The sequence below is a fragment of the Streptomyces actinomycinicus genome, assembly GCF_016741775.1.
Lineage (GTDB): Bacteria > Actinomycetota > Actinomycetes > Streptomycetales > Streptomycetaceae > Streptomyces > Streptomyces actinomycinicus.
The window spans coordinates 182,584-200,899 of record NZ_JAERRK010000006.1; the positions used below are offsets into that span (position 1 = coordinate 182,584).

18 protein-coding genes and 1 tRNA gene are annotated in these 18,316 nt (G+C 71.5%); 11 read left to right on the forward strand and 8 right to left on the reverse strand.

Annotation, left to right across the window (positions count from 1 at the left end):
- Positions 1-3: 3 nt before the first annotated feature.
- On the reverse strand, positions 4-732 hold the full coding sequence (locus tag JK359_RS14705; protein ID WP_201836039.1) for a DUF881 domain-containing protein: 729 nt from the start codon (positions 730-732) through the stop codon (positions 4-6).
- Positions 733-1,050: 318 nt separating this feature from the next.
- Here JK359_RS14705 and crgA point away from each other — a divergent pair, with 318 nt between their 5' ends.
- Complete coding sequence (gene crgA, locus JK359_RS14710) at positions 1,051-1,305, forward strand: cell division protein CrgA (RefSeq protein WP_201835691.1); 255 nt, start codon at positions 1,051-1,053, stop codon at positions 1,303-1,305.
- A gap of 259 nt (positions 1,306-1,564) precedes the next feature.
- Here the strand turns inward: crgA and JK359_RS14715 are convergent, their stop codons facing one another.
- On the reverse strand, positions 1,565-2,449 hold the full coding sequence (locus JK359_RS14715) for a rhomboid family intramembrane serine protease (protein WP_201835696.1): 885 nt from the start codon (positions 2,447-2,449) through the stop codon (positions 1,565-1,567).
- 166 nt (positions 2,450-2,615) lie between these two features.
- Positions 2,616-3,146, reverse strand: a complete 531-nt coding sequence (locus JK359_RS14720) for a peptidylprolyl isomerase (RefSeq protein WP_201835697.1) — start codon at positions 3,144-3,146, stop codon at positions 2,616-2,618.
- Positions 3,147-3,420: 274 nt separating this feature from the next.
- Between JK359_RS14720 and JK359_RS14725 the strand changes: the two genes are divergently transcribed.
- Positions 3,421-4,125, forward strand: a complete 705-nt coding sequence (locus JK359_RS14725; RefSeq protein ID WP_201835698.1) for a DUF5324 family protein — start codon at positions 3,421-3,423, stop codon at positions 4,123-4,125.
- A 376-nt stretch (positions 4,126-4,501) separates the two neighbouring features.
- On the opposite strand, the gene JK359_RS14730 is transcribed toward JK359_RS14725, so the two are convergent.
- On the reverse strand, positions 4,502-5,488 hold the full coding sequence (locus tag JK359_RS14730) for a helix-turn-helix transcriptional regulator (RefSeq protein WP_201835699.1): 987 nt from the start codon (positions 5,486-5,488) through the stop codon (positions 4,502-4,504).
- 226 nt (positions 5,489-5,714) lie between these two features.
- On the opposite strand from JK359_RS14730, the gene JK359_RS14735 reads away from it, so the two are divergent.
- From JK359_RS14735 to JK359_RS14750, 4 genes are all read left to right on the forward strand, one after another.
- Positions 5,715-5,924, forward strand: a complete 210-nt coding sequence (locus JK359_RS14735; protein WP_201835701.1) for a hypothetical protein — start codon at positions 5,715-5,717, stop codon at positions 5,922-5,924.
- Between the two features lie 5 nt (positions 5,925-5,929).
- Positions 5,930-6,196, forward strand: coding sequence for a hypothetical protein (locus JK359_RS14740; protein WP_201835703.1), 267 nt, complete (start codon positions 5,930-5,932; stop codon positions 6,194-6,196).
- A 152-nt stretch (positions 6,197-6,348) separates the two neighbouring features.
- Positions 6,349-8,379 carry an FG-GAP-like repeat-containing protein gene (locus JK359_RS39850; protein WP_201835705.1) on the forward strand — a complete coding sequence of 677 codons (2,031 nt, stop codon included), beginning with the start codon at positions 6,349-6,351 and terminating at the stop codon, positions 8,377-8,379.
- Between the two features lie 114 nt (positions 8,380-8,493).
- Positions 8,494-10,329 carry a transglycosylase family protein gene (locus JK359_RS14750; RefSeq protein WP_201835707.1) on the forward strand — a complete coding sequence of 612 codons (1,836 nt, stop codon included), beginning with the start codon at positions 8,494-8,496 and terminating at the stop codon, positions 10,327-10,329.
- A gap of 86 nt (positions 10,330-10,415) precedes the next feature.
- Here JK359_RS14750 and JK359_RS14755 read toward each other — a convergent pair.
- A tRNA-Ala gene (locus JK359_RS14755) sits at positions 10,416-10,488 on the reverse strand.
- Between the two features lie 181 nt (positions 10,489-10,669).
- Here JK359_RS14755 and JK359_RS14760 point away from each other — a divergent pair.
- Together JK359_RS14760 and JK359_RS14765 are read left to right on the forward strand one after the other, a co-directional pair.
- On the forward strand, positions 10,670-11,218 hold the full coding sequence (locus JK359_RS14760; RefSeq protein WP_201835709.1) for a helix-turn-helix domain-containing protein: 549 nt from the start codon (positions 10,670-10,672) through the stop codon (positions 11,216-11,218).
- Positions 11,219-11,676: 458 nt separating this feature from the next.
- Positions 11,677-13,155 (forward strand): serine/threonine-protein kinase, encoded by a 1,479-nt coding sequence (locus JK359_RS14765; protein WP_201835711.1) that lies wholly within the window; start codon positions 11,677-11,679, stop codon positions 13,153-13,155.
- On the opposite strand, the gene JK359_RS14770 is transcribed toward JK359_RS14765, so the two are convergent.
- On the reverse strand, positions 13,119-14,387 hold the full coding sequence (locus tag JK359_RS14770) for a hypothetical protein (RefSeq protein ID WP_307788112.1): 1,269 nt from the start codon (positions 14,385-14,387) through the stop codon (positions 13,119-13,121). The two genes, JK359_RS14765 and JK359_RS14770, sit on opposite strands and share 37 nt — an antisense overlap.
- A 367-nt stretch (positions 14,388-14,754) precedes the next feature.
- Positions 14,755-14,883, reverse strand: coding sequence for a DLW-39 family protein (locus JK359_RS39045; RefSeq protein WP_003999697.1), 129 nt, complete (start codon positions 14,881-14,883; stop codon positions 14,755-14,757).
- A 348-nt stretch (positions 14,884-15,231) separates the two neighbouring features.
- Here JK359_RS39045 and JK359_RS14780 point away from each other — a divergent pair, with 348 nt between their 5' ends.
- Both JK359_RS14780 and JK359_RS14785 read left to right on the forward strand, forming a co-directional pair.
- Positions 15,232-15,582, forward strand: coding sequence for a DUF6344 domain-containing protein (locus JK359_RS14780; RefSeq protein WP_201835713.1), 351 nt, complete (start codon positions 15,232-15,234; stop codon positions 15,580-15,582).
- 180 nt (positions 15,583-15,762) lie between these two features.
- Complete coding sequence (locus JK359_RS14785) at positions 15,763-16,536, forward strand: glycosyltransferase family 2 protein (RefSeq protein WP_201835715.1); 774 nt, start codon at positions 15,763-15,765, stop codon at positions 16,534-16,536.
- Between the two features lie 103 nt (positions 16,537-16,639).
- On the opposite strand, the gene JK359_RS14790 is transcribed toward JK359_RS14785, so the two are convergent.
- Positions 16,640-17,113 carry a hypothetical protein gene (locus JK359_RS14790; RefSeq protein WP_201836077.1) on the reverse strand — a complete coding sequence of 158 codons (474 nt, stop codon included), beginning with the start codon at positions 17,111-17,113 and terminating at the stop codon, positions 16,640-16,642.
- A gap of 179 nt (positions 17,114-17,292) precedes the next feature.
- On the opposite strand from JK359_RS14790, the gene JK359_RS14795 reads away from it, so the two are divergent.
- Positions 17,293-17,853: a hypothetical protein gene (locus JK359_RS14795; RefSeq protein WP_201835716.1), complete on the forward strand. Its 561-nt coding sequence runs from the start codon at positions 17,293-17,295 to the stop codon at positions 17,851-17,853.
- The last annotated feature ends 463 nt before the right edge of the window (positions 17,854-18,316 follow it).

The following is an 18,316-nucleotide window of genomic DNA, read 5'->3' on the forward strand; positions in this document are numbered from 1 at the left end:
CGTCTACCCCACTGGCTTCGCGTAGTGCAGATCCACTGTGCCGGAGTAGCCGGGCAGAGTCACCGTGCCGTCGTCGGCGACTTTCCAGCCGAGGCCGTAGACGTTGACGTAGACCATGTAGGTCTGGATCGCCTTGCTCGCGGCCAGCGCCTGCTTCAGCCGGTCCGGGTCCCCCACCGCCGTGATCTTGTACGGCGGCGAGTAGACGCGACCCTGGAGGATCAGGGTGTTGCCGACACAGCGCACGGCGCTGGTGGAGATCAGCCGCTGGTCCATGACCTTGATGCCCTGGGCGCCCCCCTGCCACAGCGCGTTCACCACGGCCTGGAGATCCTGCTGATGGATCACCAGGTAGTCCGGCTGCGGCTCCGGATAGCCCGGGAGCTTGGCGGTGGCGTTGGGCGGGGCGTCGTTGAGCGTGACGGTGATCGCCTTGCCGGTGAGCTTGCGCGTCCCCGCGCGCTCCTCCAGCCCGCCCAGCTTCTCGTCCTCGGCCTTGGTGCTCCCGTCGTCGCTCTCGGCCAGCGACTCCACGCTGTCGCGCAGGGTGGCGTTGGACTCGTCCAGCTCCTTGTTCTTGCGGCTGCGCTGCTGGATCAGGTCGGACAGCTTCAGCAGGGAGCCGTCCTGCCGGATGTCGGTGCCCTTGGCCGTGTTGAAGCTGGTGAAGAAGATGAGCCCGGCGAGGGTGAAGACGGCGGCCGTGAGCACCCGCACCGGCCGGAGACGCAGCCTGCGGAGCGGGCCGGAACCCGTCGATCCCGTCCCAGAACCGGTCGATCCCGTCCCAGGACCGGTCGATCCCGTCCCGGAACCCGTCGATTCCGCCCCGTGGCCGGTCGATCCGGTCCCGGAGCCCGTTGATCCCGTCCCCGGGGAGTCGGCAGAATTGCTCAACGTACCCTTATCTCCTTCGGCGCCACGGAAGCACTACGCTAACGGACGCCCGGGGGGAGCACACAGAGTCGTCATGTTGGCCCCTTGTACGCTGCCCCGAGCCCGACCCAGTTACCTGCGCGGCCACGCAGCGCATCGACAGGAGAGACCCTCGTGCCGAAGTCACGTATCCGCAAGAAGGCCGACTACACGCCGCCGCCGGCCAAGCAGGCGCAGGCCATCAGGCTCACCAACCGAGCCTGGGTCGCGCCGGTCATGCTGGCCATGTTCCTGATCGGCCTGGCCTGGATCGTCGTCTTCTACGTGACGGACGGCTCGCTGCCGATCGACAGCCTGGACAACTGGAACATCGTGGTCGGCTTCGGCTTCATCGCGGCCGGGTTCGCCGTCTCCACCCAGTGGAAGTGACGCTGACCAGCCGGTGTACCTAGCTCTGCCCAGGGCTATCCACTGAGTTATCCACAGCCGTTTTCCACAGTGGGGAAAAAGAACGACGATCTGTGGATAACCTCTGGGATGTTGACGCCGGTGTGACTGGTCCCGCGTCCTTCATACATCCGTTCGCCCCCTGTCCGACCTGCGGAAAAACATCCGAGCGACAGGGGGCGCAGCTGTACCCGCACAGCGTGCACAAGATCCGGCACACGCTGTGGACAACGGTTCGGTATCAGGTGAGCTGAGCGGTCCTGACCAGCACCAGAGCCACCGACAGGGCGAGGACGACGGCACAGGTGCCGTACTGCACCAGCGTCCGCCTCTCGCGCGGGGCGTGGACCATCGCGTACCCGGTGACGACACCGGCGACGAGCCCGCCGACGTGGTCCTGCCAGGCGATGTTGCTGATGCCGAAGGTGAGGATCAGGTTGATCACCAGGATCGCGATGACCGGCCGCATGTCGTACTGGAGCCGGCGCATCAGCACAGCGGTGGCGCCGAAGAGGCCGAAGATCGCGCCCGAGGCGCCGAGCGAGGCCGTCGCCGGAGCGGCGAGCAGATAGGTCAGCGCACCGCCGGCCAGGCCGGAGACGAAGTACACCGCCAGGTAGCGGGCCCGGCCGAGAGCCGCTTCGAGGGGGCCGCCGACCCACCACAGGCTCAGCATGTTGAAGCCGATGTGCCAGTACTCCTGGTGCGTGAACATCGACGTCACGAAGCGGTACCACTCGCCGCCGGCGACACCCGAGACCGGCGCGAACGGCTTCGGGGGCCAGGCGCCGTAGAGCACCAGGTGGTCCAGGAGCGAGCTGTCGGCCTGGACCGCGATGAACACCGCGAGGTTGATCCCGATCAGGATCTTGGTGAACAGGCGCGGGTCGGCCGCGACGGTGCCGCCCGCGACCGTGCGCGGCCGGGACGCCTGGGGCGTGTGTCCGGTGCCGGAGCCGCCGCGGACGCAGTCCGGGCACTGGAAGCCGACCGATGCGCTCACCATGCACTCGGGGCAGATGGGGCGATCACAACGGGTGCAGCGCACGCCGGTCTCACGGTCCGGGTGCCGGTAGCAGACGGGCACGCTCCGGGCGTCCTGCGTGCTGTCTGCGGCCTGGTCCATCGGTTCCCCTTGTTCGTCGTGTGCCTGGTGCGGCACTGCACTGTCCCGCCCCGCTCATCCTTACGGTCGAGCGGGACGTTTGGTTCCCTTCGCGGCGTTCCCGCGGTCCCCCGGCCGGGGATTCCCCGGGCCCCCGGCCCCCGTCCCCAGTGTCCCGGACGGGGTCTCAGCTCTCGCGTGTCTCGATGACGACCGTCTCGATGACGACGTCGTCCAGCGGCCGGTCGTTGCGTCCGGTCGGCACGCTCGCGATGGCGTCGACGACCTTCTGCCCCGGCGGGCCGGTGACCTCGCCGAAGATGGTGCGCTTGCCGTTCAGCCAGGTGCTCGGGGTGACGGTGATGAAGAACTGCGAGCCGTTGGTTCCGGGACCGGCGTTGGCCATGGCCATCAGGTACGGGGTCGCGAAGGAAAGGTCCGGGTGGAACTCGTCCTCGAACCCGTAGCCGGGGCCGCCGAGGCCGTTGCCGAGGGGGTCACCGCCCTGGATCATGAAGCCGCTCATGACGGAGTGGAAGACCGTGCCGTCGTAGAGCGGGTTTCTGCTCTTCTCACCGGTGCGGGGATGTGTCCACTCGCGCTCGCCCCGGGCCAGCTCGACGAAGTTGGCGACCGTGACGGGCGCGTGGTGCGGGAAGAGCCGGACCTCGATGTCACCGAGGCTGGTCTTCAAGGTGGCGTAGAGCTGCTCGGCCACGGTCTGCCTTCCGTCGTCGTCCGCTGCGACGCTTCGATCCTTGCACGCTCCGGCACGGGCGTCGCCGGCCGGCAGCGACTTCCGCCGGTGGGGCAGCGCGCTGCGGGGATTCGTGGCAGGGTCGACCACGGGATCCGATTGCCCTGAAACACGCCGAAGAGGGTCATCGGCACCCATATGCCCGCCCGCGCATGCCGCCCTGACCGTTGACAGGCATGATCCGTAAAAGGGTGGAAAGTCGAAATACCGTACGCCACCAGAGGAGGAGGAACCCGTGACCCGCATCGACAGCGTGCGCGCCGCGACCGGCTCGGCGAAGGACAGCGTGCTGCACGCCGCGGAAGTGGTGGCGCCTTACGCCGACACGGCCAAGGAGCGTGCCGCGCACTATGCGCAGGAGGCACGCGTACGGCTGGCGCCCGTGATGTCGCAGGCCGCCGAACAGGCCCGTGAACAGTACGACGCCCGGCTCGCCCCGCGCCTGGAGCAGGCGCTCGCGCATGTGCCGCCGAAGGTGGACCTGGCCGCGCACGAAGCCGCCGTCCGTACCCGTAAGGCCGCCCGGCAGGCCGCCGAGTACTCGCGTCCCAAGATCGAGCACGCCATGGCCGCGGCCGCGCCGGTGCGCGACGAGGCCGCCGCGCGCGGTGCCGCCGCCCTGGTCGCGCTGCGCGGCCAGGTCTCCGCGCAGGAGATCCAGAAACTGGCCCGGCGCAACGAACGGCGGTGCCGGACCGGACGCGCCGTGAAGATGCTCGCCGTGCTGTCCGTCCTGGCGGGCGGCGCCTTCACCGCCTGGAAGTGGTGGGACAAGCAGGCCAACCCGGACTGGCTGGTGGAGCCGCCCGCGGCGACGGAGGTGCCGGAATCGGGGCGTCTCACCTCCGTCGACGGCACCGGGGCCACCGGTCTGGACCCGGAGGTCCAGGCGAAGCAGGCCGAGGACGAGGCCGCCGACCGCGGCGACGACCAGAAGTAGGCGACGACCACAAACAGGCGACGACCCGACGCAGGCGACACCGGGAAGCATTCCGCTCCCGCGACGCCTGCCAGCCTCCCGCCCGGAGAACGTCCGGGGGCATTCCGCCCCCGGTCCGGGCGGAGCACTCGTGAGCGGGACGAGATCGTGGACGGGACGAGGCCTCAGACACCAGGAGGGCGTGGACGGGACGAGGCCTCAGACACCAGGAGGCCGTGAACGGGACGAGGCCTCAGACACCAGGAGGCCGTGAACGGGACGAGGCCTCTCCGGCCGTCACTCGGTGGCCGGAGGGGCCTTCGTTGTGTGCGGCGACCGCGCCGGGCCGCCCCCGGTCACCCTCCGGGGGATGCGGCGGCGCGGCTTTCGCCCGTCGTCACAGCCAGCCCCGCTGCGCCGCCTTGAGGCCGGCCTCGAAGCGGCTCGTGGCCTCCAGGCGCTCCATCAGCGCCGCCATCTGCCGCCGGACCGTGCGCACCGAGATGCCCAGCCGCTTGCCCGCGCCCTCGTCCGTGAGCCCGGAGGCGAGGAGGCGGAGCAGTTCGCGGTCGCTTCCGCTGATGCCGTCCTCGCCCTGCCTGCGGTGGTCGGCGCCGAGCGGCACCGCCGACTCCCACGTCTGCTCGAAGAGGGACACGAGCGAGGCCACGATCCCCGGGGACGAGGTGCACAGGGCGCCGAGCCTCGAGTTCTCCGGGTCGATCGGTACCAGGGCGATCCGCCGGTCGAAGATCAGCATCCGCGGGGGCAGCACCGGGCTCGTCCGCACCTGGCCGCCCCGGTCGGTGGTCCACTGCGCGTAGGCCAGCGTCGGCCCGTCGTTGCGGGCGCTGTCCTGGTACACCGCGCGGAGGTGGACGCCCCGCGCCATGGCCTCCTCGTCCAGGGGGCGCGAGGCGTCGAGGCTCCGCTGCGACTGGGCCCCGCCCGGGATGATGGACAGGCACTCCTCGGCGAGGTCACGCGTCAGGGCCTCCAGCCGGTCCTGGATCGCGTCGAGCCCCACGAGGCGTTCCGCCTGCTCGGACTCGGTGTTCGGCCGCAGGGTCGCGTACTGGGCGACCGCACGGGCCACCGCGACCTTGCGGCGCGCCAGCTCCTCCTGACGGTGGGCCAGCTCCGCCTCCTGCCGCCGGATCATCATCTCCAGGCCGGCGTCCGGCGAGACCGCCCGCAGCCCCCCTGCGGAGTCCCTCGACGGGGCCAGCAGGTCCAGGTCGACGAGCCGGTCGAGGGCGTCCCGCACCCGCGATTCGGTCATCCCCAGGCGCTCCGCCAACTCCCGGATCCCCCCGGTCGGTGCGGCCAGCATCTCCCGGTAGACGGACTCCTCCTCGGCGTCGAGCCCCAGCACTTCGAGCATTTCAACCCCCCCATGGGTTGCACCAAGCCTGACGGTGGCGACCGTATCCGATCTTGATCTGGCCCGCGGAGGCACGTGTCGGGTGACCTGAAGCTGTCTGGCAGCTTACGGACAGGCGGAGCGCCTTCCGGCGGCCGCGGCGCGGCGGCAATCTAGTGATCACGAGGTCGGGGCCACGGTCGGAACCCGGGCCACACCCACCACTGACCACTTGGAAGGAACCGTCATGTCGCGCATCGTCAGAGTCCTCGCCGTCGCCGGAATCGCCGGTCTGGCCGCCGTCGGTGTCCACACCGCCGCGCAGGCGGGGGACGCCACCACGCAGGCCACCACGCAGGCAGCGGGTGCTCCTTCCCGTACCGTCGCCGGCGTGATCGGCTGGGACTCGGTGCACACCGCGCCCGCCGGCGGCAGCGGCGTCATCGGCTGGGACTGACCGCGGTGCGTGTGGTTCTGGCCTCGCTGACGACGACCGCCGAGCGACCTCGTGCCGGGACGCCGGCCGTGGTCACCGATCTGCTCTGGGCACACGCCCTGCCCGAGGACGGCCTGGAGCATGTGAAACCACGCGCGACCGACCTCGGGATCGACCTCTACCTCTTCGTCGACGCGGAGGATGACGCCCCCGCCGTCGCCCGGATGCGCCCCCTTCTCGAGCGCGCACGGCGCTCGATCGCCGCGCAGGGATACTCGCTCACCGCCGACTGATCCGGTCCCGGATCCGGCGTACGCCGCCCTGCCGTACGGCCCCCTTCCTCCCTGCGGGTGCGCCCCCTTCCCGGCCCGCCGCCTCCGCGCGCGCCGTTCCTCTCCCCGCCCCCTTCGCGGGCACCCACATGCCCTGCCACCTGGAGCTTTCCATGTCTCGCACCGTCCTGCCCCGTACCGTCAAGACCGGTATCGCCTCTCTCGTCGTCGCCGCCGCGCTGTCGGGCTTCGCCACGGTCCCGGCGTTCGCCAACGAGTTCACGGACATGGCCGCCCTCGCCCGCAGCCAGGACGGCAACGGCCCGTGCGCAGGGGGCGGGTACGACAACGGGCTGAACCAGAACGACAGTTGTGACGGCTACGGCGGCCAGTCACACGCATGGTGCGCCGACTTCGTCGGCTGGGTCTGGTCCCACTACAACGTGCAGGGCCAGAGCGTGCTCACCGACGCCGCGGCCAGCTTCTACGCCTACGGACAGAAGTACGGCACGCTGTCCAGCACCCCGCACGTCGGTGACGCGGTCGTCTACGGCTACACGAACGGGTGGGCCCAGCACGTCGCCCTCGTGACCGCCGTCGAGAACGGCCGGGTCACGATCACGGGCGGCAACCAGGGCCACTCCAGCCACCCGGAGGGCATCGTCTCCACCTCCTCGACCACGTCCTACCAGGTGGGCGACTCCCCCTGGGGCCAGCGGATCAGCGGCTACATCTCGCCCAAGCTCCAGCAGGCCACCCCGCCGAAGGTCACCGTCTCCGGCGCCTCCGGGACCGTCTCCGGCGTCGCGAACCTGACGGCCTCCACCACGGCCGGCACCTACGGCGTGGCCTCCGTGCAGTACTACGTCGACGGCGAGCCGGTCAGCGGCAAGCTCACGAAGGCCCCGTTCAGCTACGCCCTCGACACCAGCCGCTTCCCCGACGGCAAGCACACCGTCTCCGCCGAGGTCACGGACGTCAACGGGAACACCGGTGCCTCCCGGGCCCAGATCATCACCTCCAACGGCGAGGCCACGTCCACCTTCCACGCCGACTTCAACGGCGACGGCAAGGCCGACGTCGGTGTCCTGTACGACTACGGGCAGGAGTCGGACGGCACGTACCACACCGGACTGTGGACGTACCTGAGCACCGGCTCCGGCTTCGCCAAGCCGGTGAAGGTCTGGGACAACGTCTCGGCGAACTCCGGCTCCTGGAACTGGGACCGCTCGAAGGTCACCACCGGCGACTTCAACGGCGACGGCAAGGACGACGTCGGCGTCCTCTACAACAACGGCCAGCAGTCCGACGGCACCAACACGACCGCCCTGTGGACCTTCACCAGCACCGGCACGGGCTTCAGCAACCCGGTGAAGAAGTGGGACAACGTCTCCACCAACTTCGGCTCCTGGAACTGGAACCGGTCGAAGGTCACCACCGGCGACTTCAACGCCGACGGCAAGGACGACGTCGGCATCCTCTACAACAACGGCCAGCAGTCCGACGGCACCAACACGACCGCCCTGTGGACCCTCACGAGCACCGGCAGCGACTTCACCAACCCGTCCAAGAAGTGGGACAACGTCTCCACCAACTTCGGCTCCTGGAACTGGGACCGCTCCAAGATGGTGTCCGGCGACTTCACGGGTGACGGCAAGACCGACATCGGCGTCCTGTACGACAACGGCCGGCAGTCCGACGGCACCAGCGTGACCGCGCTGTGGACCTTCGCCAGCACCGGCAGCGACTTCACCAACCCGTCCAAGAAGTGGGACAACGTCTCCACCAGCTTCGGCTCCTGGAACTGGGACCGCTCGAAGGTCACCACCGGCGACTTCAACGGCGACGGCAAGGCCGACATCGGCGTCCTCTACAACAACGGCCAGACGGAGGACAGCCGCAACAAGTCGGCGCTGTGGACCTTCACCTCCACCGGCACCGACTTCACCAACCCGTCCAAGAAGTGGGACTCGGGCACGGACAGCTGGAACTCCGAGACCAGCAAGCTGACCGCCGGCGACTTCAACGGCGACGGCAAGACCGACATCGGCGTCCTGTACGGCTACGGCCGCCAGGACGACGGCACCAACCGCACCGGCCTGTGGAAGTTCACCAGCACCGGCACCGACTTCGCCAACCCGGTCATGTCCTGGGACAGCGACGGCGCGATCAGCTGGAACTGGTTCGCCAGCAAGCTCGGCTGACGCCACGACGGCGGCGCACGCCGCCCCACCGACGCCCGGTCCGCCGGATCCGCTCCGGCCGGCCGGGCGTCGGCCGCCCCCCTCGACACGTTCCCTGCCCCAGGAGTCACCGCCATGCCGGCCCGCCCCCGTCTGCTCACCACCACCGCGCTCGCCGTCTCGGCCGGCGTCGCAGGCACCCTGCTCACCGCCGGTACCGCCTCGGCGGCCTCGGTCTCCACCTGGGACAAGGTCGCCCAGTGCGAGTCCGGCGGCAACTGGTCCATCAACACGGGCAACGGCTACTACGGCGGCCTGCAGTTCTCCCAGTCGACGTGGGAGAGAAACGGCGGCACCGCCTACGCCTCGCGCGCCGACCTCGCCGGGAAACGGGAGCAGATCCTCGTCGGCGAGAAGGTCCTGGCGAGCCAGGGCGAGGGCGCCTGGCCGGTCTGCGGGCCGGCCGCGAACCTGGGCGCCGACCACACGGATCCGTACCCCGACCCGGTGCCGCCGGTCTCGAAGGTCACCGGCCCGGCCTCCGGCACGGTGGCCACCGGCACGATCACCCTCACCGCGTCCGTGACCGACACGGTCGGCACCCCCACCAAGGCGACCTTCTACGTCGACGGCAGCGCCGTCGGCACCGACACCGGCTCGGGTCCGGCGTACTCCGTCAGCCTCGACACGACGACGCTCACCGACGGCGAGCACACGGTGACCGTCCGGGGGCTCAACGACGCGGGTCAGACGGGGCCGCTGTCGGACGGGACGTCCTTCCTCGTCGCGAACCGCGCGACCACCACCCAGACCACCGGTGACTTCAACGGCGACGGCAAGGACGACATCGCCGTCCTCTACGACAACGGCCAGGCCGGCGACGGCTCCTACCGGACCGCGCTGTGGACGTTCACCTCCAGCGGCTCCGGCTTCGGCGGCCCCGTCAAGAAGTGGGACAACGTCTCCACCGGCTTCGGCTCCTGGAACGCGGACCGCTCCAAAGTCACCGCCGGCGACTACGACGGAGACGGCAAGGACGACGTCGCCGTGCTCTACGACAACGGCCAGGCCACCGACGGCACGAACAAGACCGCGCTGTGGACGTTCACCAGCACCGGCAGCGACTTCAGCAACCCGGTGAAGAAGTGGGACAACGTCTCCACGAACTTCGGCTCCTGGGACTGGTCCCGCTCCAAGATCACGAGCGGCGACTTCAACGGCGACCACAAGACCGACGTGGGCGTCCTCTACAACAACGGCCGGCAGTCCGACGGCACCAACAAGACCGCGCTGTGGACCCTCACCAGCACCGGCAGCGACTTCACCAACCCGTCCAAGAAGTGGGACAACGTCTCCACGAACTTCGGCTCCTGGGACTGGTCCCGCTCCAAGACGGTCGCCGGCGACTTCACGGGTGACGGCAAGACCGACGTCGGGATCCTGTACGACAACGGCCGGCAGTCCGACGGCACCAACAAGACCGCGCTGTGGACCCTCACCAGCACCGGCACGGACTTCACCAACCCGGCGCTCAAGTGGGACAACGTCTCGACGAACTCCGGATCCTGGAACTGGGAACGCTCGAAGGTCACCACAGGGGACTTCACCGGCGACGGCAAGGCGGACATCGGGGTCCTCTACGACAACGGCCAGGCCGCCGACGGCCGCAACCAGTCGGCGCTGTGGACCTTCACCTCCACCGGTACCGACTTCACCAACCCGGCCAAGAAGTGGGACGCGGGCACGGGCAGCTGGAACGCCGACGGAAGCAAGATCACCGCGGGCGACTTCAACGGTGACGGCAAGGCCGACGTCGGGGTCCTCTACAACTACGGCCGCCGAAGTGACGGCACCAACCGCACCGGCCTGTGGAAGTTCACCGGCACCGGCACCGGCTTCGGCGCCCCGGCGATGGCCTGGGACAGCGACGGCGCGATCAGCTGGAACTGGTACGCCAGCGACCTCGCCTAGGCGGTCATGAGCATGCCGCGAGGGGGCGTGCTCGCAAAAAATGCCCTCTGCCCTGCGTTTCCGCAGGTCAGAGGGCATCTCCTAGGTGGAGCCTAGGGGAGTCGAACCCCTGACATCCGCCATGCAAAGACGGCGCTCTACCAACTGAGCTAAGGCCCCGGGAAGCAGCGACCGGCCGGAGGACTCGTGCTCCGGCGGTGCCGCAGACCAGAGTACCGGGTCACCCCCCGGTTCCCGCAAAAAGATTGGGGGTCCCCGCGGATGACCACTCTCCGTAAGATGCTCGACGTGGTTCGCTACAGCGAACCGCGGTTTTCAGGGGAAGCGATGGGGAGACGCAATGGACGCCGCACAGCATGAGGCCACCGCGAGAGCGCGGGAGCTGCAGCGGAACTGGTACGGGGAGCCGTTGGGGGCGCTCTTCCGTAAGCTCATCGAGGATCTCGGGCTGAACCAGGCCCGGCTCGCGGCGGTCCTGGGGCTGTCCGCTCCCATGCTCTCGCAGCTGATGAGCGGCCAGCGTGCGAAGATCGGCAATCCCGCGGTGGTCCAGCGGGTGCAGCTGCTGCAGGAACTGGCGGCCCAGGTCGCGGACGGCAGTGTCAGCGCCGCCGAGGCGACCGAGCGCATGGACGAGATCAAGAAGTCGCAGGGGGGCTCCGTGCTCAGCAACACCACGCACACCACGAACAGTTCGGGAGCGCCCACGGTCAAGCGTGTGGTCCGCGAGATCCAGTCGCTGCTCCGCTCGGTGGCCGCCGCGGGCGACATCATCGACGCAGCGGACGCCCTCGCCCCGAGCCACCCCGAGCTGGCGGAGTTCCTCCGCGTCTACGGCGCCGGCCGGACCTCCGACGCCGTAGCGCACTACCAGTCCCACCAGAACTGACCTCGCACCCCGGCCCTCCACAGCTGACCGGACCGGGTCAGGACGGGCGTTCCGGAGGGGTCCGGGACCGGACCGGGGTGCCGGGGGATCTGGGGGTCCGGGGGGATCTGGGGGTTCCGGAATGAGACCAGTATTCCGGTGGGAGCCCCGGATGCCCGGGGAAGCGGGGGTTCCGGGGAGAAGACCGAGTCCCGGAAAGAGACCGTAGGTCCAGGGGAGACCGGCCGGGGAAACCGAAGTTTTCCGGGGAGCCTGGGATTTCCGTGGGAACCCTGGAATCAGGGGGAGCCTGGGATCCCGGGGGAACCTGGAATCAGGGGGAGCCCGAGATTCTCGGGGAGACCGGAGGGGGAGCTGGGGGCGGAGGGGCGTATCCCCCGTCCCGTGGGTAGTGAAGGGGAGCAGGGAGCGCGGGGGCGCCGGGTCGCACCGGGCCAGGGGGAGGAGCGGCGGCTGCCATGGGTGAGGTCTTCGCCGGCCGGTACGAGCTGGCCGACCCGATCGGACGCGGTGGTGTGGGCGCCGTGTGGCGTGCCTGGGACCATCGCCGACGGCGTTACGTGGCCGCCAAGGTCCTCCAGCAGCGTGACGCCCACTCCCTGCTCCGCTTCGTCCGCGAGCAGGCCCTGCGCATCGACCACCCGAACGTCCTCGCCCCGGCGAGCTGGGCCGCCGACGACGACAAGGTGCTGTTCACCATGGACCTCGTCGCCGGCGGCTCGCTGGTCCACCTGGTCGGCGACTACGGCCCCCTGCCGCCGGCCTTCGTGTGCACCCTGCTCGACCAGTTGCTGTCCGGGCTCGCCGCCGTGCACGCGGAGGGCGTCGTCCACCGGGACGTCAAGCCCGCCAACGTGCTCCTCGAAGCCACCGGTACGGGCCGGCCGCGGCTCAGGCTGTCCGACTTCGGCATCGCCATGCGACTCGGGGAGCCCCGCCTGACGGAGACCAACCTCGTCGTGGGCACGCCCGGCTATCTCGCCCCCGAGCAGATGCTGGGCGCCGAACCCGACTTCCCAGCCGACCTGTTCGCCGCCGGCCTGGTCGCGCTGTACCTCCTGGAGGGTGCCAAGCCGGACAGCAAGGCGCTCGTGCAGTACTTCCTGGAACACGGCACCCCGGGCCCGCCCAAAGGCGTCCCTGAACCGCTCTGGCAGGTCGTCGCCTCACTGCTGCAGCCCGATCCCGGGGACCGTTTCCGAACCGCCACGGGGGCGCGCAAGGCGCTCGCCGCCGCCGTGGAACTCCTGCCGGAGCCCGGCCCCGACGACGAACTCGTCGAGATCTTCGACCAACTAGGTCCGCTGCCACCGGGTTTCGGACCCGAGGGTCCGCTCGTCAGGGCCTCCGGACTGGATTCCGGACCGAATTCGGAAGCGGCCACGGACGCGTTCCGGGAAGGGGCCCCGGGCGCCTTCCCGGCAGCGGCCCCGGGCGCCTTCCCGGCAGCGGTCCCGGGCGCCTTCCCGGCAGCGGCCCCGGGCGCCTTCCCGGCAGCGGTCCCGGGCGCCTTCCCGGCAGCGGTCCCGGGTGCGGACGGGAGCAACGGCACCGGTACCGGTGCACGCGCGAGTTCTCGTACCAGTGGGAGCGCCGGCCCGGGCGAGGGGACGCCCACCGGCACCGGCACCGGCTCTCTCTCCGACACCGGCAGTTTCCGTCTGCCGCCTCCCCTGCACCCCCCGGCCCCAGCCCCGGCCCCGGATGCGCGCGTCGACTCCGTCACCGCCCCGTACACGGCGCACGACCCCCGGGTACCGCTCCCCGTCCCCCCTCCGCGGACACCCCCGGTTCCCTCGGCACCGCCCGTGCGGGGGCGGCGTCGGGGCCGGCGCGCGGCGCGTCGTCCCGGCCCGCCGGCCAGGGCCGTGATCCCGCTCCTGCTGCTGGCGCTCGCCTGCTACGCGGTGGGTTTCTGGGCGCTGACCCGTGTCTGACCCCGCCGGGCCGCCACGGTCCAGCCGCCGAGGACCAGCAGCAGCGCGGTCCCCGCGCCGATCCCGCCGAACGCGACCAGCTTCATCACGAGGTCGTCCCCGCCCCCGGTGTCCCCGGTCAGCGCGGCCTGCCGGTCCCGCGGGGTGACCGTGAAGAGGCCCTCCGGGACGGGCCGGCCGGCGTATTGCGGCCCGGCGTGTGCCTGTCCGCCCACCCGGACGCGCAGGGTCACCCGGAACGGGCCCGCCCCGAAGCTGCCGGCCAGCCGCGTGCTGAGGTGCAGGACCAGGTAGTAGTCGCCGGCGAAGCGGACCGCGGAGACCGCGGCGGGCACGGCGTACCGGTTGGTGTACTCCACCGGCGGCAGCGGCTGGAGGGACGTGGGCCTCGGGGTGCCGGTGTAGCCGAGGGACGTGTCGTCGACGGAGCCGCGGACGGGGTTGTGGAGGGACAGGGTCAGGGCGCCGCCGACGTAGCCGTGGCCGGACGAGCCGCCGAGTTCGGCGGAAGCGTAGAGCTGCCGTCCCCACTCCAGCGGCACCTTGTAGAACTGCGTCTGCCCGGGAACGAGGCGGGTCCGCCACACCCCCTGGCCCAGCGGCCGTGCCGTGGCGAAGCCGCTGCCGCCCGTGCGGTCGGCAGGCCGGGCGGTGAGGGGCTGGGGGGTGGCGGAGTCCCATGCCCCGGCGGCGGCGGTGGGGCCGGTCCCCGCGCGGTCCGGTTCCGTGGCGGGGGCGATCTCCAGGTCCCAGGCGCCGCTCCGGGCCGCCGTACCGGAGCCTTCGGCGTCGAGGCGCTCGACGAGCAGGTAGTAGGTGCCCTCGCCCTGGCACAGCGCCTTGCCGGCCTCGCGCTCCGCCAGGGCCGTGACCGGGCGGGGGCTGAGCCCCGCGCCGAAGCGGGCGGAGGCGAAGGAGCAGGAGGAGCCGCGCGCGTCCCGGACCGAGACACGGATGCCGTCGGTGGCGGAGACGGTGGCGCCGGCCGGCGGTACCGCGGTGACGGGGACGTACGCCGTGTCCGTCGCGCGGAGGCGGAGACGGTAGAAGAGCTTGCCGTCGCCCGGGAGGGAACTCCGGTAGGTGTGGCCGGGGCCCAGCAGGGCGGCGCCCGCGGTGTCCCCGGCACCCGCGACGGTCCGGGCCCCGGGCGCGAAGTCGTACGTCCCGGGACGCGCACCCGCGGCGACGGCCGGGCTCACGGCCGACAGGACGAGGACCGCACAGAACACCGGCACCAGGATCCGGCCGATACCGTGCCACCGGACCGTACGCCCCGGCCCCCACAGGTGCCGCCGCCACGCCGTACGCCCCGGCCCCCGCACGTGCGCCACCCCCGCTCGTCGTCCGCGTCCCCGGTCCACTCGTGCCGCCCCGGCAGCCGTCGGCGGACCGTGCCCATCCTGCCCCGGCCACCGCTGCGCCATCCGGGCAATGGCCACGGCCGTCCGAATCGCCCGGCATCGCCCCCGCCGTGCCGCGCCGCCCACCGGACCGGCCTACCGCAGCCACCGGGGCCCCGCAACTCGGGACGGCGCCCGGCAACGCAAAACCCCGACCGCGAAGGCGGCCGGGGTCAGTTCAGATGGGTGTCGGGATTCAGGAACCCGTGGGCACGGAGTCAGTCGCCTCCGTCCACAGGTCCTGCTCGGCGCGATCCGCCTGGATCTGGCGGTACACGAGGAGCCCGCCGATGGCGGCCAGTGCGACCAGGAGCAGCTTCTTCACCGCGCGACCTCGTCTTTCCTTGACGTAGGGGACCTCTGGCGCCCGACTATACACACCGGCCGATATCGATCGGTGACCTGCGTCGGGGCCCAACTCCCGCCCCCCTCAGCGCATTAGGCCAGGTCGGAGACGGTTCCGGCCGGAGGGTGACCACACCCGTACACAGGGTTACTTTGCTCCCCCTTCGCTCCCCCTCAGCGTGATTTGCGGGTTTTCAGCCGTCTTGCGGCCATACGGGTGGTGTTCATCTGAACATCCACGCGCCACCGGCGTAGATCCCCCACTTCGCGATCCGCATACACATCATGAGCAAAGTACGCAAATCGCCCAACCCGAAAGTGAGGGGCCATGACCCAGAACAAGGTCATGAAGCTGTGGACCGCCATCGTCACCGCCTTCCTCGCGCTGTGCACGGCGCTCGGACTCGTCGCCGCCGCCACCGCGCCCGCCGCCGCGGCCGGACCGCTGACCGAGAGCCCCCGCACCGGCACCGGCACCGCCACAGCCCAGCGGACGGCCCCGACGATCCCGGCGAACCACTGGATCTGGTCCCATGGCAGGGCCCTGCCCCCCACGATGAAGCAGCGGATCGGGGCGGAGGCCCACGGTAAGTCCCCGAGCTGCCGCCACCGTCCCCGCACCGAGGGTCAGACCGAGAACAGCTCCCCCGATCACGGCTCGGAACTCCTCGACTGCTGATTCCTCCCCCACCGCAGTACCGCAACGTCTCGACACCAAGGCGACTTGCGTACGCACCAGTCGACACGGAAAGACCCCCGGCCGGGCACCGGCCGGGGGTCTCGCGCTGTTGCGGGACACCTCGTAGGCCATGCTGGGCGGCCAGAAGTCCTCCGCCCCGGAAAGGTGGTGAGTGCTGCCGTGAGCCGGCGCATCACCGTTGTCACCGCTGTCCACGGCCCGTCCGCCCGGTTCCTGCCGGAGGCGTACGCGTCCCTGTGCGCGCAGCGGCTCCCCGCGGGGTGGGAATGGCAGTGGGTCGTGCAGGAGGACGGCAGCACGGACCGGGTCCGGCCGCACGTGCCGGACGACGCGCGCGTGTCGTTCCGTCAGGGACGCGCGGGCGGGCCCGCAGTCGCCCGGACGATCGCGCTGGCCCGTGCCGAGGGCGAGTACGTCAAAGTGCTGGACGCCGACGACCAGCTCATGCCGGGCGCGCTGGCCCGGGACATCGCCGTGCTGGAGGCGGAGCCCGGCGTCGGCTGGACGACCTCACGCGTCCTCGACCTGCTGCCCGACGGCTCAACGGCCGGCTTCCCCGGCGACCCGGACGACGGCCCGCTCGAACGCGGCACCGTCCTCGACCACTGGAAGCGGAACGACTTCCGGGCACCGGTGCATCCGGCGACGCTCTGCGTCCGCCGGGAACTGCTCACCGTTCTGGGCGGCTGGATGGCGCTGCCGGCCTCCGAGGACACCGGTCTGCTGCTGGCGCTGGACGCGGTGAGCCGCGGCTGGTTCTCGGCGCGGACCGGCCTGCTGTACCGCAAGTGGGAGGGACAGCTCACGGGCCGGGCGGCCCACGTCGACCCCGCCGAGCGGGCGGCCAGGTCGGCGGTCGCCGAGGCCCGGGCCCACGCGCTGGCCGGCTTCGGCTGGAGCTACCCGCCGCCCACCGCCACCCCGGCCCCCTGAGGAAGCGAACGGCTCACGGCTCAGGACCGCGCAACCACGCTCCCGGCTCCCGGTTCACGCCTCAGGGCAACACCGGCTCAGGGCCCCGCCACCGCCGCCCCGGCTACCGCCTTCCGGCCGCGATGGAGAGCCAGTGGGCGACCCGGCGGACCGTGGGCTCGTCGAGCCGGTCGGTCAGGGTCCGCACCGCCTCGCCGTCCTCGTCGCTCAGTTCGTACAGGCCGGCCTTGCTCAGACCGGCCATGAGCACTTGGTGCCGACGGTCCGTCATGCGCTCCGCGAGCCGCTCCGGTTCGGCCGCACCGGGAGCGAGCTGCTCCGCCGCGGCGGCCGGAGCCTTGGGTGTCGGGGTGTCGAAGAGGTGCCAGTCGCCGTCCCGGGGCCCCCAGAGCGCGACCGTCACCTCGTCCCCGCGCGCCCTCAGGGTCTGGGTCATGTCCCCGACGGCGTACAGCACCGGGGCCCGGTACGGGGACTCCGCGCCCACCGTCCAGGTGTCCCGGTCGGGCCGGTGGAACATCGCGACCCACCGCGGTTCGCCGGACGGTCGCGGACACCGGGGACGCTGCTTCTGCATGGCACTCACCCCTTCACAAACGGCGACCCGACCATATCTGACGGTCAGTCAGCTTTCCAGTCCGTCCCGGCCGGCTCCTCAGGCCTTCCGCGCCCCGGCGATTCCCGAGCGCTTCTGGTCTCTTCACGGGCGCCGTGGCACCCTGCCGGCGGTGTCGTCCAGGCAGACGGAGGCCGGAGATGAGCGCACGGGAACCCACGGCGACCGGAACGGGCCCGAAGGCGGAGGCGGACGCGGGGGCGGAGGCGGACGCGGGGGCGGAGGCGGACGCGGAACGGCGGGCACAGGCACTGCGCCGGGCCCACGGCGCCCGTGCCCGCAGCGCCTACGACCGGGCGGTCGCCGCATGCCGGTACGCCGGTGTCGGCCAGGACGCGGCCGAGATCGTGCCGACGGACCCGGTCGGCCGGGCCGCCAACGCGCTGCGGCTGTCGGCCGGCTCGCTGGCCGCCCTGGCCGAGGGCGCGCCGGACCCCGCGGCGGACGCCCGCTGCGCCCGCAACACCGCCGCCACCGCCGCGCTCGCCGCCCAGCTGGCCGCCGCCCGGGACGGCGGCCCGGACGCGACGCCCGTCGCCACCGCGGCGACGGCCCTGCGGGCGGCACTGTCGGCGTCCCGGGCCGCCGCGGCAGCGGCCGGCGGCCCGGCCCAAGGGCGGGACGCGTCGCTGAACGCCGCCGCCGAGAAGGCGGAGCGGCAGGCCGTCACCGCGGCCCGGGATGCGGGCTGGCTCGGCTGAGGGCGGCGACGGAAACGACGACCGTCCGCCACCACCCACCGCAGACGGGCCGGCTCGGACCGTGGACCGTCTCCGTACGAGCGCGAACGCGGCGGCGGCGAGAGTCCGGCGACGGAAACGACGACCGTCCCCGCCACCCAGTGGAGGCGGGCCGGCTCGGCCTGGGCCGGCTGCGGAGGCCGGGGGTCCCTGCCCGCCCGGCACCGGTCCCTCCCCTCGTGGGGACCGGTGCCGAACGGTGCAGGGTGTCAGCCCGTGTCGCTACGGCGTGCGGCGCGGACTGAAGTCGGGAGCCGGTGCGCTGGTGTGCGCGGGCTCGCTGTGCGGTGCGGTCGGCGCTCTCTGCCGGCGGCGGAGATTGACCGAGAACGATCGACGGCATCGGCTGTCTCTCCGGACACTGTGCCGGTGGCCTGTCCGGACGTTTCGTGATGGGTCGGCTACCGGGTTCGGATCCTGCCAC

Coding starts and splice junctions, on each gene's coding strand:
- JK359_RS14795 (WP_201835716.1), top strand. CDS start 17,293: ATGAGCGCACGGGAACCCACGGCGACCGGAACGGGCCCGAAGGCGGAG.
- JK359_RS14760 (WP_201835709.1), top strand. CDS start 10,670: ATGGACGCCGCACAGCATGAGGCCACCGCGAGAGCGCGGGAGCTGCAG.
- JK359_RS39850 (WP_201835705.1), top strand. CDS start 6,349: ATGTCTCGCACCGTCCTGCCCCGTACCGTCAAGACCGGTATCGCCTCT.
- JK359_RS14735 (WP_201835701.1), top strand. CDS start 5,715: ATGTCGCGCATCGTCAGAGTCCTCGCCGTCGCCGGAATCGCCGGTCTG.
- JK359_RS14750 (WP_201835707.1), top strand. CDS start 8,494: ATGCCGGCCCGCCCCCGTCTGCTCACCACCACCGCGCTCGCCGTCTCG.
- JK359_RS14780 (WP_201835713.1), top strand. CDS start 15,232: ATGACCCAGAACAAGGTCATGAAGCTGTGGACCGCCATCGTCACCGCC.
- JK359_RS14730 (WP_201835699.1), bottom strand. CDS start 5,488: ATGCTCGAAGTGCTGGGGCTCGACGCCGAGGAGGAGTCCGTCTACCGG.
- JK359_RS14715 (WP_201835696.1), bottom strand. CDS start 2,449: ATGGACCAGGCCGCAGACAGCACGCAGGACGCCCGGAGCGTGCCCGTC.
- JK359_RS14765 (WP_201835711.1), top strand. CDS start 11,677: ATGGGTGAGGTCTTCGCCGGCCGGTACGAGCTGGCCGACCCGATCGGA.
- JK359_RS14790 (WP_201836077.1), bottom strand. CDS start 17,113: ATGCAGAAGCAGCGTCCCCGGTGTCCGCGACCGTCCGGCGAACCGCGG.